This is a genomic window from Geodermatophilus sp. URMC 65 (assembly GCF_053502545.1).
In genome coordinates this window covers 35,687-50,004 of sequence record NZ_CP199954.1, presented here as the reverse complement: position 1 = coordinate 50,004, position 14,318 = coordinate 35,687, and the positions used below count along the sequence as shown (strand labels likewise).

The window sequence follows — 14,318 nt, the reverse complement described above, 5'->3', positions numbered from 1 at the left end:
TCAGCCGGCGCTGCCGGCGACGACGGGCTCGCTCCACGGCGTCACCGACGCGTCGGCGCGCACCCCGCGGGCCCGGTAGGCCAGCGACGCGGCGTCGGCCAGGGCGGCGGTCCGCCCGGGGTCGTCCGCCGGTGCCGCTCCCGGGCCCTGCGCCAGCTGCAGCCCGACGCAGCTCCCCGGCAGCTCCTCGATGCGTGGGGAGACGCCCTCGGCGGTCACCGCCTGGACCTCCCAGCGCTCGGGGTCCTCCTCGCCGGGCAGCGGCTCGAAGCACGCCAGCCACGTGGTCGACCAGGTGCCGGCGGCCGGGTCGACGTCGTCGGTGAGGGTCGCCGACGCCAGGACCGGGGCCGGTCCCGCGACGGTCGCCGGGGAAGGTGCGGTCGGCACGGTCGCCCGCTGCTCGTCCCCGATCGCGGACGAGCAGCCGGTGAGCCCGGCGGCGAGGGTGAGCAGGACGGCCGCCGGGCCGCGGGAGAGCGCGGGCGAGATCACCACTCGACCGCGCCGAACACCTCGCCGTTCAGGACGATGGTGTCCGGCGGGACGACGGCGCCGGCGGGCAGGTCGGTGCCGACGACGGCGCTGCGGTCGCCGATCCGGGCGCCGTCGCCGATGGTGCTGCGGAAGACGACCGACCCGTCGCCGAGGCGGACACGGTCGCCCACCACGGTCTGCTCCTCGGGCTGGCCCTCGACGACGACGCGGCCACCGCCGTGCACGATCGCGCCCTCGCCGTAGCGGACGTCGTCGCCGACGTGGACGTCGCTGTGCTCGAGGGCGTGGAAAACCACGTCGTCGTCCATCCGGTCGACGTGGCCGATCACGAAGGGCTCACCCTCGTCGGCGCGGATGGCGATCCGCTCGCCGGTGCGCTGCGTGAAACGGTCGTAGGTGTCGGCCAGGCGGACGTCGCCGATGACCCGGTTGGGGGAGTCCGGCTGCGCCTGCTCCTCGCCGGCGAAGCTCGGCAGGTCGCGGTCGGGGTTGAAGTCGCTGCCACCCGGGTCGACGTTGGCCCCACGCACGGCGCTCGGGTCCTCGCGGTACAGCTCGGTGTACTCGCGGGCCAGCGACTCGTTGACGTGGACGACGGCCTCGTTGAACGCGACGTCGGCCTGGTTGAGGTAGCGGACCTTGCCCAGGGCCGGGTCGCTGGCCTCGGCGTCGGTTGTCACGTTCTTGCCGGGCAGCACGAGGAAGCCGCTGGGCAGCGTGACGCCGGGGGCGACCCGGGCCAGCGCGGAGACCCCGGCGTTGAGTTCGACGGTGGCGCCGTCGACCTCGCTGCCGAAGCTCAGGAACACCGAGCCCTCGAGGGTGTCCACCGTGCCCTCGACCTGCGGGGGCGGCGGGCTGGACTCGATGCCGATGCTCGTCGAGCCGCGCACCGAGGACCCGTGGGCCAGGATGACGCGGTCGCCGACCTGGATGCCGCTGCCGCCGCGGGCGTCGAGCAGCACGTTGTCCTGGACGTTGGACGACGCGCCGACGCTGATCGGCCCCCGTTGCGTCGCACGCAGCTCGGCGAAGGGGCCGACGTAGGTCTGCTCGCCGAGGCTGACGTGCCGGGCCCCGGTGACGGTGGCGGTCGGGTCGAGGAATGTGGCGGTCGCAGCGGAGCCGTCCGTCGAGCACACCGGCACGTCGCCGCGGGTCGGGGAGCAGCGTCGTTCGTCGGTCTCGGCCAGTGCGGGGGTGAGGGTCCCGACCACCACGGCGGTGGCCGCGGAGCCGGTGAGCAGTGCTCGTCGCATGAGGTTCCGTCCGTCGGGGCGCCCACCCGGCCGGGTGGGGTCTGTGGCGCACCGTCCACTCGGTGCTACGGAGGTCAACGGCCGTCGTCCGTGCCGACCGCCTCGTCGGACCGGACGCGGCGGAGGGCACGGGCGAGGGCGGCGATGGCTTCGGGCCCCACACGGCAGCACCCGCCGACGAGCCGGGCGCCGGAGTCCACCCAGGTGAGTGCGTCGGTGGGGGAGAGGCCGGCGGGCCCGGTCCAGTGGCGGGCGGCGGCGTCCCACCGTTCCCCGCTGTTCGGGTAGACGACGACGGGCTTGTCCGCGGCCGAAGCGGCGGTCACCGCGGGCAGGACGCCGTCCGGGGCGGTGCAGTTGACGCCGACCGCCACCACCGCGTCGACCTCGCGTGCCATCGCGTACACCTCCTCGGCCGGTTCGCCACGGCGGGTGCGGACGACGCCGTCGCCGTCCAGCACCGTGGTGAGTGACAGCCAGACCGGCATCCCGAGCATGTCGGCCTCCTCCAGCAGCGCCTCCGCCTCGGCGGCAGCGGGCACCGTCTCGCAGGCCAGGACGTCGGCCCCGGCCTCGGCCAGCCACTGCATGCGCGGCCGGTGCCACTGCCGGAGCCGCTCGACGCCGACCTCGTCGGCGTAGTTCCCCGTGTACTCCGACCCGTCCGCGAGGGCCGCGCCGTAGGGCCCGACCGACCCGGCGATCCACGCCTCCGGGGCCCCGCGCTCGGCCAGGTGGACCGAGCGGACGACGAGCCGCCGGGCCTCCGTCACGTCCAGCCCGACAGCGGCCAGCCCCTCCACCGACACCTGGTAGCTGGCCGTCGTGGCCACCTGGGCGCCGGCGGCGGCGAAGGCGGCGTGCGCGGCGACGACCGCCCCGGGGTCGTCGTGCAGCAGCCGCGCCGACCACAGCGCCGAGGACAGGTCGTGCCCCTGCGTCTCCAGCTCCGTGGCCAGGCCGCCGTCGAGGACGACCGGGCCGGTGGCCAGCGCGGTGGCGAGGGGGAAGTCGGGCATGCGGCCGATGGTCCTCCCGGTTCGCCGGGCGCGGGCAGCCGGGCGGCCCGAGGATCGGGGTCATGGTCTTCGTCTGGAGCAGCGGCTGGCGCCCGCGGCGGCGCCGGCACGGACCGGGGTACGGCCGCAGGTACGGACCGGGGTACGGGTACGGGTACGGCCGCGGCCCGCGCCGCGGCTACGACCGGGACGGGTCGTGCCTGCGCGACCTGCTGTTCCTCAACACCGGCTGCTGCCTGGCCAACGCGATCGGCTGCGGCATCGACGGGCTGTTCCTCGTGCCGACGACGGTGCGGCACGTGCACGCCGCCGGCACCGGACGGCGCGGGACCCGGGCGCGGGACCGGCTGGTGGCCGCCGTCCGGGTCTACCAGCGCGAGGTCAGCCCACGGCGACCGCCGTGCTGCCGCTTCGAGCCGACCTGTTCGTCCTACGCCGTCGGGGCGCTGGAGCAGCACGGCGCCGCGCGGGGCAGCTGGCTGACGCTGCGCCGGCTGCTGCGCTGCCGCCCCGGCGCGGCCGGTGGCCCCGACCCGGTGCCCACCGCGGCCTGAGGTCCCTCGGCGACACTGGCCGCATGCCGACCACCGACGACGCCTCCGGGGACCTCCCGGTCACCGGCTCCCTCGTCGTGCCCGCGGCCGCGCTGCACTGGCGGTTCTCCCGCTCGTCGGGTCCGGGCGGGCAGGGCGTGAACACCGCCGACTCGCGGGTGGAGCTGTCGGTCGCGCCGCTGGAGCTGCCCGGGCTGACCGACGTCCAGCGCGAGCGGCTGGCTGCGCGCCTGGCCGGCCGGCTGGTGGATGGCGTCCTGACCGTGGCCGCCAGCGAGCACCGTCAGCAGCTGCGCAACCGGCAGGCCGCCCGGGAGCGGCTGGCCGCCGTCCTGCGTGCGGCGCTGGCCCCGCCGCCTCCTGCGCGCCGGCGCACGAAGCCCACGCGCGGGTCGCAGGAGCGCCGCATCCAGGCCAAGAAGCAGCGCGGCGAGCTGAAGCGCTCGCGTCGCCGCTGGGACTGACCGGGAACACACCCGGGGACGCTCAGCCCCTGCCCACACCTGTGGGCAGGGGCTGACTGTCGAGGAGGCACCCGGTGGCCGCGGTCGGGACGCAGTACCCCTGCCGGATCTCCACCCCTGCTTCCTCCTGTGAGCAGGGGTGGAGGTCCGGGGAGGCAGCCGGCGGCCGCGGCTCAGCCGGCGCTGGCGACCTCGGCCCGCCGCCGCTCCAGGAAGGCCCGCTCGGTCGCGTTGCCGGCCAGCGCGAGGGCCGCGTCGTAGGCCGCGGCGGCCTCGGCCGCGCGACCCAGCCGGCGCAGCAGGTCGGCCCGGACGGCGGGCAGCAGGTGCGAACGCGGCAGGTCGAGACCGTCGAGCAGCGCCAGGGCCGCCTCCGGGCCGTGCACCTCGGCCACCGCGACCGCGCGGTTGAGCGCCACCACCGGGCTCGGCGTGAGCGCCATCAGGTGGTCGTAGAGCGCGAGGACCTGCGCCCAGTCGGTCTCCTCCGCGGACGCGGCGTCGCTGTGCACCGCCTGGATCGCCGCCTGCACCTGGTACGGCCCGGGGGCGCCGCGCCGCAGGCAGCGGCGCACCAGCTCCTGGCCCTCCGCGATGAGCGCGGCGTCCCACCGGGAACGGTCCTGCTCCGCCAACGGAACGAGCGACCCGTCGGGCGCGACCCGGGCCGACCGGCGCGACTCGCTCAGCAGCACCAGCGCCAGCAGGCCGAGCACCTCCGGCTCGTCGGGCATGAGCTCGACCAGCCCACGGGCCAACCGGACCGCCTCCGCACAGAGGTCGGTGCGCACCAGTCCCTCGCCCGCCGACGCGGTGTGCCCCTCCGAGTACACGAGGTAGACGACCGCCAGGACGCCGGACAGCCGGTCGGGCAGGTCCACCTCGGCCGGCACCCGGTAGGGGATGCGGGCATCGCGGATCTTGTTCTTCGCCCGCACCAGCCGTTGGGCCATCGTCGCCTCCGGGACGAGGAACGCGTGCGCGATCTCCGCGGTGGACAGCCCACCCACCAGCCGCAGCGTCAGCGCGACGCGGGCAGCGGGGGCCAGGGCGGGGTGGCAGCAGGTGAACAGCATGCGCAGCCGGTCGTCGCGCACGGCGCCCTCCTCGGGCGGTGGGCCGGGGTCGGCGAGCAGCGCCGCCGCGCGGTACCGGTCGGTGCGGGTGGACTCGCGCCGCAGCCGGTCGATGGCCCGGTTGCGGGCGGTGGTGACGATCCACCCGGCGGGGCTGGGCGGCACGCCGTCGACCGGCCAGCGCTGCAGGGCGGTCAGGAAGGCGTCCTGTACCGCCTCCTCGGCGGCGTCGATGTCGCCGAGGAGGCGGGTGAGGACGGCGACCGCGCGCCCGTAGGACTCGCGGAAGACCGCCTCGATGTCATGCGTGCGGACGTTGGGCACCGCGTCAGACGCCCCCGTTGGCGATCGGGCGGACCTCCACCGGCAGGGTGGTCGCCCGGGCGACCTCGCGGCCCCAGGCCAGCGCGGCGTCGAGGTCCTCGGCCTCCACGATGGTGAAGCCGCCGACGTGCTCCTTGGCCTCCACGTAGGGGCCGTCGGTGACCAGGAGGTCCTCGCCCGCGGGCCGCACCACGGTCGCGGTCTCGGCCGGGTGCAGGCCGGCGGAGAAGACCCAGGCGCCGGCGGCACGCATCCGCTCGGTCACCGCGGCGACGTCGCGCATGATCGGGCCGAGGACCTCCGGCGCGGGCATCGGGCCGTCGGGCTGGATCAGGCTGAGCAGGTACTGCGGCATGGGATCTCCTCGGGTTCGGCGGCCGGCACGGTACCGGCCGCTCACCCCCTGTACGAACGACCCGACCGCAGATCGACAGCCGGACGGGATCTCTTCGCCATTGCTGAGCCACCTGGTCACGGGTGCGGTGAGTGGCCGCAGCCGGCCGATCGTCCTACGGCATCGCCGGGGGGTGCGCGACGAGCCGCTCGAGGGTCCGCAGGCCGTTCCGCGGACGATCCGCTGCTGCAGGGATGCGGACCCGCGAGAGCCTGCTGGCCGTCGGGCGCGAGGTGCAGGCCTCAAGGACCGGGTGGCGCGAGGCGGGTCGACGTCGCAGATGCGAGGGCGAGCGCCACGAGCCGTACGGCGTTCACGCGATGCCAGGTGGACACGAGCCGGTGCCTGTCGACGTCGGTCAGCGGCCCGGCACCCGCGAGGAGGGGTCGGTTCACCGTCTGGATGAGGTAGCCGCTCAGCGCGAGCGCGGAGGCAACGGCCGTGCCCGCTGCGGCGATGAGGAGGCGGTCGCCCCCGGATCGCCAGTTCTGCAGCAGGGTGACCCCTGTCGCGCCGACGGCGAGGGGAGCCACCGGCACGTAGTACCGCACCGGGCTGCCCGAGGTGAGGAGTCCCGGTGAGCGGCGGGGTCGGGCATCGGCGAGCAACTGCGGCATCCCGACGAGCCCCTCGTAGAGGTTGCCGACCAGCCACGCCGTCTGGCCGAGACGCGCAGCCATCGCCCACCCCGAGCGGGGATGCCGCTGATCCGTGGTCCGCGCATGCCGCGCAGGGTGTCAGATGGGATCGACGACGCCGTCGGACAGTCGATCGGCTGTCGGAGACGGGCTCGAGGATGGTGCGTAGCGGGATGCTCGCCGCCCCGAGCGTCGACCTGGAGCACCTCGAGGGGGATCGACCTGCGGAACCGACTCTTCGGCGCTGCCTACACGACGCCAGCGGCGCCGTCGGTGAGCTCTCGGAGGATGTCCGCGTGGCCGGCATGCCGGGCGGTTCCCTCGATCACGTGGACGTAGATCCAGCGCAGTGAGACCTCGCCGTACCGGCGCACTCGACGTCGCCGTGACGAGTTCATCACCGGCGGCCGGCCGCCGGCAGACCCGCGATGCATCCCGCACGCAGCACCGCCGCCAGCGGGCGCCCGATCTCCCGCGCCGTGTCGGTCATCCGTCGCGCGCCGGTCGTCGCAGCGATGCGTCCAACACCCGGATCAGCTCCCCGACACGTCGACCACCCGACGGTGCGCTCGGGTAGCGCCTCAGGACGTCCACGACGAGGGGAGGCGCAAGGACCCCGGACCGTGCGATCTGGTCGAGTCCGACAGCGGGATCGTCTCCGGCGGAGAGTTCGAACGCCCGTGCGGCATGAGCGGCCGATCCGAGGATGTGCTTGACCTGAGCAGCTGTTGGCAGGGGGTGGAGGAAGGCCGCACCAGCCGCGGCGAGGGCCGCGCGCGCAGCGTCGCTCGCCGCTGCCTGTCCCGCATCGCGCGCCTCGTGAGCCGCCCGCTGAGCCGCCCAGGCGCTGTCACGCAGGGCTTTGGTCCGCTCGCCTCCATCCGCGAACGCCTGGGCAGCCTCGATCGCCGTTCGTGGGCGCCGATCACCAGGGCGTTCACGTTCGAAGACCGCCAGTGCTGGTCGCGCGCACGCCACCGCGTAGCCGGCGACCGCTCGCAGTTCGGATCGGCTGAGCGCGATCGCCTCGGAGCCGTCCGCCATGGCGTCAACCTCCGGTGCAGGAGCCGGCGTCCCGACGAGACGCCCGTCAGCCGATCCTCTCCGGAGCGGATCACTCACCTCTCCGAGGGATCGGTGAGCGGGCCTGTGCTGGCTGTGCCAGCGAGTCGTCGTACCGGGCCGTCATCGGGCCGCCCGCGTCACCGGTGTTCACGACGCCGGTCGGCTCGACGAGCACCGCGTGCACCTCACCGTCGGCGCTGGGACAGTGCTCCACCCCTCGGGGAACGACGTACAGCTGGCCGGGACGCAGGACCACGTCGCCGTCGCGCAGCTGGATGGTCAACTCCCCGTCGATGACCAGGAACAGCTCGTCGGTGTCCTCGTGGGTGTGCCAGACGAACTCGCCCTCGACCTTGACGACCTTGACCTCGTAGTCGTTGAGGCGGGCGACCACCTTCGGGGACCAGTGCTCGGAGAACTGGGACAGCCTCTCGGCGAGGTCGACCGGTTCGTTGACCATGGAGCCAGGCTGGCACAGGCACCGCCCTGGTGCGCACCCCCGACCACGAGGACCCGCTGCGGGGACGCGACCGACGTCAGGAGCACACCGCGACCGCGTGGCGGGAACGGAGACCCCACCCGGGCGGGGAGGGATCAGTCCTGGGGCGGGCGCACCAGCAGCCAGAGCGGCAGCGTGCCGTCGGAGCTCTCCATCGACTGGTCGACGTCGAAGCCGAGCCGCCGCAGGAACCGGACGGCGGCCCAGGTCGAGACGACGGCGGCGGCGGGCAGGGCGTCCGCGTCGCAGCGCTCGAGTGCCGGCTGCAGCAGCGCCGTCCCGTAGCCGTGCCGTCGGCTGCTGGGCCGGGTGCCCAGGTGGTCCAGCCACCAGTGCGGCCCGGCCGGGCGGGCGGCGTCGACCAGCTCGTGGGTCCGGCGGACGGTGTCCCAGCGGGAGCCGTGCACGTGCGGCAGCTCGGTGGCCAGCGCGGCACGGACGTCGTCGGGCAGCGGGCGGGTGCCCCGCGCCCCCTCCGGAGCCTGCCACGCGGCGACGGCGGTGACGTCCTCGGTGACCCAGCCGGTGCCGGTGGAGACGGCGCGGTGGCCGGCGTCGAGCTCGGCGAGCCGGGTCAGCCGCTGCACCCGGCCGTCGTCGGGCAGCGCCCAGCGGGCCCAGCGCGACGTGGCCTGCACGAGCGTGAGGGTGGCGGCGATCCGGGGCACGTCGCGCTGCTCGGCGGGGCGGACCGACGGGACGCCGAGGTGCACGGTGATCACGCGGTCGGCCACCCGGCCAGCGTAGGCGCGCCCTAACAACGGTCATCGGGACGGCGTGAGGTCGACGGAACGCAGGCTTGACGCCGATGCCGTCGCCGGGAAACCGGCGCCGTCGAACCTCGTCGACGTGACCGCGACCGCCCTGCCCGGAGTGCTCGCCGGGACCGGCCCGCGCACCCGGACGACGCAGACCCACTGCCCCTACTGCTCCCTGCAGTGCGGGGTCACGATGACCGCCGGCGACCGCCCGGCGACGCTGCAGCCGGCCGACTTCCCCACCAACCGCGGCGGCCTGTGCTCCAAGGGCTGGTCGGCGCCGGAGCTGCTCGACCACCCCGAGCGGCTGACCCGCCCGCTGGTGCGCGCCGTCCCGGGCGACCGCAGCAGCCCGCTGGTCGAGACCACGTGGGACGAGGCGCTGGACCGGGTCGTCGCCGCGATCGAGCGGACCCGGGCCGCGCACGGCCGCGACGCCGTCGGCTGCTTCGGGGGCGGCGGGCTGACCAACGAGCAGGCCTACCAGTTCGGCAAGTTCGCCCGGGTCGCGCTGCGGACCAGCGCCATCGACTACAACGGCCGCTTCTGCATGTCCTCGGCCGCGGGTGCGGCCAACCGCGCCTTCGGCCTCGACCGCGGCATGCCCTTCCCGCTGGCCGACGTCGCCGCGGCCGACGTCGTCGTCCTGGTGGGGTCCAACCCGGCCGACACCATGCCCCCGGCGATGCAGTGGTTCGACGAGGGCCGGGCCCGTGGCGCGCAGCACGTCGTGGTGGACCCCCGCCGGACGGCGACCGCCCGCAACGCCGCACTGCACCTGCAGCCGCTGCCGGGTACCGACCTGGCGCTGGCCAACGGGCTGCTGCACATCGCGATCGCCGAGGGGCTCGTCGACGAGGCGTACGTCGCGGCGCGCACCACCGGCTTCGAGCAGGTCCGGGAGGGGGTCGGGGCCTACTGGCCCGACCGCGTGGAGCGGCTCACCGGCGTCCCCGTCGCCGACCAGCGCCGCACCGTCTTCGCCCTCTCCCGCGCGGAGCGGGCGATGGTGCTGACCGCCCGCGGCGCCGAGCAGCACCGCAGCGGCACCGACACCGCCCAGGCGTGGATCAACCTGGCGCTGGCCCTCGGTCTGCCCGGCCGCGAGGGCAGCGGCTGGGCCACGGTCACCGGCCAGGGCAACGGGCAGGGCGGCCGCGAGCACGGGCAGAAGGCCGACCAGCTGCCCGGCTACCGCAAGCTGGCCGACCCGGCTGCCCGTGCCCACGTCGCCGCGGTCTGGGGCGTCGACCCCGACGACCTGCCGCAGCCGGGGCCGTCGGCCTTCGAGCTGCTCGACGCGCTCGGCACCGACGGCGGCGCGCGCACCCTCCTGGTGCTCGCCTCCAACGTCGCGGTCTCCGCCCCGGACGCCCGCCGGGTGATCAGCCGCCTGGCCGACCTGGACTTCCTCGCGGTCAGCGACTTCTTCCTCTCCGAGACCGCCGAGCTCGCCGACGTCGTCCTGCCCAGCGCCATGTGGGCCGAGGAGGACGGCACGATGACCAACGTCGAGGGGCGGGTCATCCGCCGCCGGCGTGCGCTGGACCCGCCCGACGGCGTCCGCGACGACCTGCAGCTGCTCGCCGAGCTGGCCGACCGGCTGGGCGTGGGCGAGAAGTTCTCCGCAGACCCGGAGACGGTCTTCACCGAGCTCGGCCGGGCCAGCGCCGGGGGAGCGGCCGACTACTCCGGCATCACCTACCGGCGCATCGACGAGGAGCAGGGGGTCTTCTGGCCCTGCCCCGCGCCGGAGCACCCCGGCACGCCGCGGCTGTTCCTCGACCGCTTCGCCACCCCCGACGGGCGGGCCCGCTTCCTGCGCGTCGAGCACGTCGAGGCGCACGAGCGGCCCGACGCCGAGTACCCCTACGTGCTCACCACCGGCCGGGTGCTGGCGCAGTACCAGTCGGGCACCCAGACCCGCCGATCGCGCAGCCTGCAGCTGGTCGCCCCGCTGCCGCGCGCCGAGCTGCACCGCGACCTCGCCCGCCGCCTGGGCATCGGCCCGGACGACGTCGTGGAGCTGGCCACCCGCCGCGGCCGGGCCCGCTTCTCGGCGCACCTGACCGACGACGTCCGCCCCGACGTCGTCTTCGCCCCCTTCCACTGGGGCGGCGGCTCGTCGGCCAACGCGCTGACCGACCCGGCGCTGGACCCCACGTCGGGGATGCCGGCCTTCAAGGTCTGCGCGGTCGCCGTCACCCGCGTCGCCGGCCCGGTCGAGCGGCTGCCCGCCCCCGACGCCACCACCCAGCCCGAGACCCGTCCCCACGAGCAGCCTGCGGCGCGCACCCCGCTCCCGCCGTCCCGCCCCGTCCCGAGGAGGACCCCCCGCGTGAAGAGCACACCCCGTTTCCTGCAAGGCGTGTACCCGATCACGGGGGAGGGCCTGGACAAGCCCGGCCCGGTCGACCCCGCGCTGCGCTACACGGTGCCGTCGGGCGCCACCGCGCAGGCGCTGTACTTCCGCGGCGGCAACTCCACCGACCACCTGGTGTACGTGCTGCTGGTCCGCGACGGGGTGCCGGTGCGCTGGTTCCCGATCGGCGCCAAGGGCGACGTGCACGTCCCGCTGCGGGTCGTCGAGGACCTGCCCGGCGGCACGGTCGTCGAGCTGCAGGCGGCCGCGCCCATCGGCGTCACCGGCGAGCTGGTCGTCGACCTCGGGCTGGTGGAGGTCTGATGACCGTCCTGGGTGGCCGGCCGACCGGCCTGACGTCCTTCCACCTCGACGACGAGCTCGACCCCCGCGCCCGGCTGGTCGTCGTGGGCAACGGCATGGCCGGCGCCCGCCTGGTCGAGGAGGTGCTCGAGCGCGGCGGCGCCGAGCAGTTCCGCATCACCGTCATCGGCGACGAGCCGCACGGCAACTACAACCGGATCATGCTCTCGCCGGTGCTGGCGGGGGAGTCGCACGAGGACGACATCGTCCTCAACAGCCACGACTGGTACGCCGACAACGGCGTGCACCTGCGCGCCGGGATCCGGGTGGAGCGCATCGACACCGCCGCCAAGACCGTCCTCGGCTCCGACGGCTCGGTCACCCCCTACGACCACATGGTCCTGGCCACCGGCAGCTACTCGTTCATCCCGCCGATGACCGGCGTCCGCCGCGAGGACGGCAGCCTGCTGCCCGGCGTCTTCGGGTTCCGCACCATCGACGAGACCCGCGCTCTGCTGGAGGCCACCGGCCGCTGCCGGAGGGCCGTCGTCATGGGCGGCGGGTTGCTCGGGCTCGAGGCCGCCCGCGCGCTGCAGGGCCACGGGCTGCAGGTGGAGCTGGTGCACGCCATGCCGTACCTGATGAACGCCCAGCTCGACGCGGAGGCCGGCGCCATCCTCAAGAAGAGCGTCGAGTCGCTGGGGATCGGCGTCCACCTCGACGTCCTGGCCACCGAGGTGCTCGGCACCGAGCACGTCGAGGGCGTCGTCCTCAAGGACGGTCGGCGGCTGGACTGCGACCTGCTCGTCGTCGCCGCCGGCGTCCGGCCGCACACCGACGTCGCGCTGCGCTCCGGGCTGGAGGTCGAGCGCGGCGTCGTCGTCGACGACCAGCTGCGCACCGACGACCCCGACGTCTACGCCATCGGCGAGTGCGCCCAGCACCGCGGCTCGGTGTACGGCCTGGTGCAGCCGGCGTGGGAGCACGCCCGCGTGCTCGCCGACGTCCTCACCGGCGCCGACCCGGACGCCGAGTACCACGGCAGCCGGACGGCGACCAAGCTCAAGGTCGCCGGCGTCGACGTCGCCACCATGGGGGTCAACACCCCCGAGCGGGACGACGACGAGTTCCTCGTCATCTCCGAGCCCAAGCGCGGGGTGCACCTGTCGGTGGTGATCCGCGACGACGTGCTGATCGGCGCCACGCTGCTCGGTGACACCCGCAAGGTCGCCTACCTGACCCAGGCCTTCGACCGCGGCGCACCGCTGCCGGAGGAGCGGATCCGGCTGCTGGTCGACCTGTCCGACGGCGCCGAGGAGGTCGGCGTCGCCGAGATGCCGGCCGACTCGCAGGTCTGCAACTGCAACGGCGTCTCGAAGGGCGACATCTGCGGTGCCGTCGCCGGCGGGTGCGGCAGCGTCGGCGCGGTCATGGACGCCACCCGCGCCGGCAAGGGCTGCGGCTCCTGCAAGTCGCTCGTCAAGCAGATCGTCGAGTGGGCCGCCGACGGGGACCTCGCCGAGGACCCGGCCGCCTCCTACTACGTGCCCGGCATCCCGCTGGCCAAGCCGGAGCTGATGGCCGCCATCCGCGAGCAGGACCTGCGCAGCGTCTCGGCGGTCTTCGCCGCGCTCGCCCCGGGCGGGCAGGAGGACGCGAAGTCCAAGATGGGCCTGACCTCGCTGCTGAAGATGGTGTGGGGCGTGGACTTCGTCCCCGAGAAGGACGGCGAGTTCATCAACGACCGGGTGCACGCCAACATCCAGCGCGACGGCACCTTCTCCGTCGTCCCGCAGATGAAGGGCGGCGTCACCACCCCGGCCCAGCTGCGCCGCATCGCCGAGGTCGCCGAGAAGTACGAGGTCCCGATGGTCAAGGTCACCGGCGGGCAGCGCATCGACCTGCTGGGGGTCCGCAAGGAGGACCTGCCGGCGGTGTGGGACGACCTGGGCATGCCCTCGGGGTACGCCTACGGCAAGAGCTTCCGCACCGTGAAGACCTGCGTGGGCAGCGACTTCTGCCGCTTCGGCCTGGGCGACTCCACCCAGCTCGGCATCGACCTGGAGACGCGGTTCCAGGGCATCGAGAGCCCGGCGAAGATGAAGCTCGCCGTCGTCGGCTGCCCCCGCAACTGCGCCGAGGCCTACGTCAAGGACGTCGGCGTCGTGGCCGTCGGCAACGGCAAGTGGGAGGTCTACGTCGGCGGCGCCGCAGGGGCCACCGTCCGCAAGGGCGACCTGCTGGCCACCGTCGACTCGCCGCAGGAGGTGCTCCGGCTCACCGGCCGGTTCCTGCAGTACTACCGGGAGAACGCCAACTGGCTGGAGCGCACCTACGACTTCGTGCCGCGGGTCGGCCTGGAGCGGATCCGGTCGGTGCTGCTCGAGGACAGCGAGGGGATCGTGGCGCAGCTGGACGCGAACATGCAGAAGTCGGTCGACGCCTACACCGACCCCTGGGGGCAGGACGGGAAGGAGCCGGCCACCCCCGGCCAGTTCCGCACCTCCCTGCCGCTGGTCGCGCTGCCGAAGGTGCCGGTCCGATGAGCGCGCCGCAGATCGAGGCCACCCGGCCCACGACGCCGGGGACCGATCCCGGGAGCCCGGCCAGCGAGGTCCGCACCCCGGGTCCGGCACCGGTCCTGCGGGGCGAGGTGTACGCCGTCGGCCGGGTCGACGAGGTGCCGCCGGGGGAGGGGCGGGCGTTCGTGGCCGGGGGCGTGCAGGTCGCCGTCTTCCGGCTGCGGGACGGCTCGCTGCACGCCACCCAGGCCGCCTGCCCGCACGCCGGGGGCCCGCTCGCCGACGGGCAGACCGACGTCGACGTGCTCGTCTGCCCGCTGCACCTCTACGCCTACCGGTGGACCGACGGGGCCTCGACGTCCGGGGCCGCGCCGGTCCGGGTCTACCCGGTGCACGAGTCCGCCGGCGAGATCGTCGTCGAGGTCTGAGGACCCGTCTGCCCCCGCCGCTCGCACACTCGCGGCGGGGCCCTGCAGAGTGGCCGTTCCAGCACCTCACCCGACGGTGATCATGGGCTTGTCGCCGCTCCTGTCGGCGTGTCCACACCTGTCGGCGGCAACAACCCCATGATCGACTCGGCGAG

15 protein-coding genes are annotated in these 14,318 nt (G+C 74.8%); 5 read left to right on the top strand and 10 right to left on the bottom strand.

The genetic code is table 11. The features are described 5' to 3' along the window. The 3 genes from ACWIX7_RS00235 to mmuM form a co-directional block, all read right to left on the bottom strand. Positions 1 to 495 carry a hypothetical protein gene (locus ACWIX7_RS00235; RefSeq protein ID WP_448619621.1) on the bottom strand — a complete coding sequence of 165 codons (495 nt, stop codon included), beginning with the start codon at positions 493 to 495 and terminating at the stop codon, positions 1 to 3. Then, complete coding sequence (locus ACWIX7_RS00230; RefSeq protein ID WP_448619620.1) at positions 492 to 1,757, bottom strand: hypothetical protein; 1,266 nt, start codon at positions 1,755 to 1,757, stop codon at positions 492 to 494. Before ACWIX7_RS00230 ends, ACWIX7_RS00235 begins: the two co-directional genes overlap by 4 nt. A gap of 74 nt (positions 1,758 to 1,831) precedes the next feature. Then, complete coding sequence (gene mmuM, locus ACWIX7_RS00225; RefSeq protein ID WP_448619619.1) at positions 1,832 to 2,776, bottom strand: homocysteine S-methyltransferase; 945 nt, start codon at positions 2,774 to 2,776, stop codon at positions 1,832 to 1,834. A gap of 62 nt (positions 2,777 to 2,838) precedes the next feature. Between mmuM and yidD the strand changes: the two genes are divergently transcribed. Continuing rightward, the gene (gene yidD / locus ACWIX7_RS00220; RefSeq protein ID WP_448619618.1) at positions 2,839 to 3,330 is read left to right on the top strand and encodes a membrane protein insertion efficiency factor YidD; all 492 of its coding nucleotides are present in this window, start codon (positions 2,839 to 2,841) and stop codon (positions 3,328 to 3,330) included. A 23-nt stretch (positions 3,331 to 3,353) separates the two neighbouring features. After that, complete coding sequence (gene arfB / locus ACWIX7_RS00215) at positions 3,354 to 3,794, top strand: alternative ribosome rescue aminoacyl-tRNA hydrolase ArfB (RefSeq protein WP_448619617.1); 441 nt, start codon at positions 3,354 to 3,356, stop codon at positions 3,792 to 3,794. Between the two features lie 173 nt (positions 3,795 to 3,967). Here arfB and ACWIX7_RS00210 read toward each other — a convergent pair whose 3' ends face one another. From ACWIX7_RS00210 to ACWIX7_RS00180, 7 genes are all read right to left on the bottom strand, one after another. Beyond that, on the bottom strand, positions 3,968 to 5,194 hold the full coding sequence (locus ACWIX7_RS00210; protein WP_448619616.1) for an RNA polymerase sigma factor: 1,227 nt from the start codon (positions 5,192 to 5,194) through the stop codon (positions 3,968 to 3,970). Positions 5,195 to 5,198: 4 nt separating this feature from the next. Continuing rightward, entirely contained in the window at positions 5,199 to 5,549 is a 351-nt protein-coding gene (locus tag ACWIX7_RS00205) for a YciI family protein (protein WP_448619615.1), read from the bottom strand. Between the two features lie 281 nt (positions 5,550 to 5,830). Further along, positions 5,831 to 6,268, bottom strand: a complete 438-nt coding sequence (locus tag ACWIX7_RS00200) for a hypothetical protein (RefSeq protein WP_448619614.1) — start codon at positions 6,266 to 6,268, stop codon at positions 5,831 to 5,833. 206 nt (positions 6,269 to 6,474) lie between these two features. Further along, positions 6,475 to 6,624 (bottom strand): mycothiol transferase, encoded by a 150-nt coding sequence (locus tag ACWIX7_RS00195; RefSeq protein WP_448619613.1) that lies wholly within the window; start codon positions 6,622 to 6,624, stop codon positions 6,475 to 6,477. 88 nt (positions 6,625 to 6,712) lie between these two features. Then, on the bottom strand, positions 6,713 to 7,270 hold the full coding sequence (locus ACWIX7_RS00190; protein ID WP_448619612.1) for a putative immunity protein: 558 nt from the start codon (positions 7,268 to 7,270) through the stop codon (positions 6,713 to 6,715). Positions 7,271 to 7,340: 70 nt separating this feature from the next. Next, on the bottom strand, positions 7,341 to 7,751 hold the full coding sequence (locus tag ACWIX7_RS00185) for a cupin domain-containing protein (protein ID WP_448619611.1): 411 nt from the start codon (positions 7,749 to 7,751) through the stop codon (positions 7,341 to 7,343). 134 nt (positions 7,752 to 7,885) lie between these two features. After that, positions 7,886 to 8,524 carry a GNAT family N-acetyltransferase gene (locus ACWIX7_RS00180; protein ID WP_448619610.1) on the bottom strand — a complete coding sequence of 213 codons (639 nt, stop codon included), beginning with the start codon at positions 8,522 to 8,524 and terminating at the stop codon, positions 7,886 to 7,888. Between the two features lie 115 nt (positions 8,525 to 8,639). Here ACWIX7_RS00180 and ACWIX7_RS00175 point away from each other — a divergent pair, with 115 nt between their 5' ends. From ACWIX7_RS00175 to ACWIX7_RS00165, 3 genes are read left to right on the top strand one after another with little or no spacing between them, the layout of a single operon-like run. Then, positions 8,640 to 11,234: a molybdopterin oxidoreductase family protein gene (locus ACWIX7_RS00175; RefSeq protein ID WP_448619609.1), complete on the top strand. Its 2,595-nt coding sequence runs from the start codon at positions 8,640 to 8,642 to the stop codon at positions 11,232 to 11,234. Further along, on the top strand, positions 11,234 to 13,759 hold the full coding sequence (nirB, locus tag ACWIX7_RS00170) for a nitrite reductase large subunit NirB (protein ID WP_448619608.1): 2,526 nt from the start codon (positions 11,234 to 11,236) through the stop codon (positions 13,757 to 13,759). The genes ACWIX7_RS00175 and nirB overlap by 1 nt, the downstream gene beginning before the upstream one ends. Next, positions 13,756 to 14,163 (top strand): Rieske (2Fe-2S) protein, encoded by a 408-nt coding sequence (locus tag ACWIX7_RS00165; RefSeq protein ID WP_448619607.1) that lies wholly within the window; start codon positions 13,756 to 13,758, stop codon positions 14,161 to 14,163. Before nirB ends, ACWIX7_RS00165 begins: the two co-directional genes overlap by 4 nt. Positions 14,164 to 14,318: the final 155 nt, after the last annotated feature.

Bases quoted from the DNA above. Each gene is read 5' to 3' on its own strand.
- ACWIX7_RS00230 (WP_448619620.1), bottom strand. From the start codon at position 1,757: ATGCGACGAGCACTGCTCACCGGCTCCGCGGCCACCGCCGTGGTGGTC.
- mmuM (WP_448619619.1), bottom strand. From the start codon at position 2,776: ATGCCCGACTTCCCCCTCGCCACCGCGCTGGCCACCGGCCCGGTCGTC.
- yidD (WP_448619618.1), top strand. From the start codon at position 2,839: ATGGTCTTCGTCTGGAGCAGCGGCTGGCGCCCGCGGCGGCGCCGGCAC.
- arfB (WP_448619617.1), top strand. From the start codon at position 3,354: ATGCCGACCACCGACGACGCCTCCGGGGACCTCCCGGTCACCGGCTCC.
- ACWIX7_RS00205 (WP_448619615.1), bottom strand. From the start codon at position 5,549: ATGCCGCAGTACCTGCTCAGCCTGATCCAGCCCGACGGCCCGATGCCC.
- ACWIX7_RS00200 (WP_448619614.1), bottom strand. From the start codon at position 6,268: ATGGCTGCGCGTCTCGGCCAGACGGCGTGGCTGGTCGGCAACCTCTAC.
- ACWIX7_RS00195 (WP_448619613.1), bottom strand. From the start codon at position 6,624: ATGAACTCGTCACGGCGACGTCGAGTGCGCCGGTACGGCGAGGTCTCA.
- ACWIX7_RS00190 (WP_448619612.1), bottom strand. From the start codon at position 7,270: ATGGCGGACGGCTCCGAGGCGATCGCGCTCAGCCGATCCGAACTGCGA.
- ACWIX7_RS00185 (WP_448619611.1), bottom strand. From the start codon at position 7,751: ATGGTCAACGAACCGGTCGACCTCGCCGAGAGGCTGTCCCAGTTCTCC.
- nirB (WP_448619608.1), top strand. From the start codon at position 11,234: ATGACCGTCCTGGGTGGCCGGCCGACCGGCCTGACGTCCTTCCACCTC.
- ACWIX7_RS00165 (WP_448619607.1), top strand. From the start codon at position 13,756: ATGAGCGCGCCGCAGATCGAGGCCACCCGGCCCACGACGCCGGGGACC.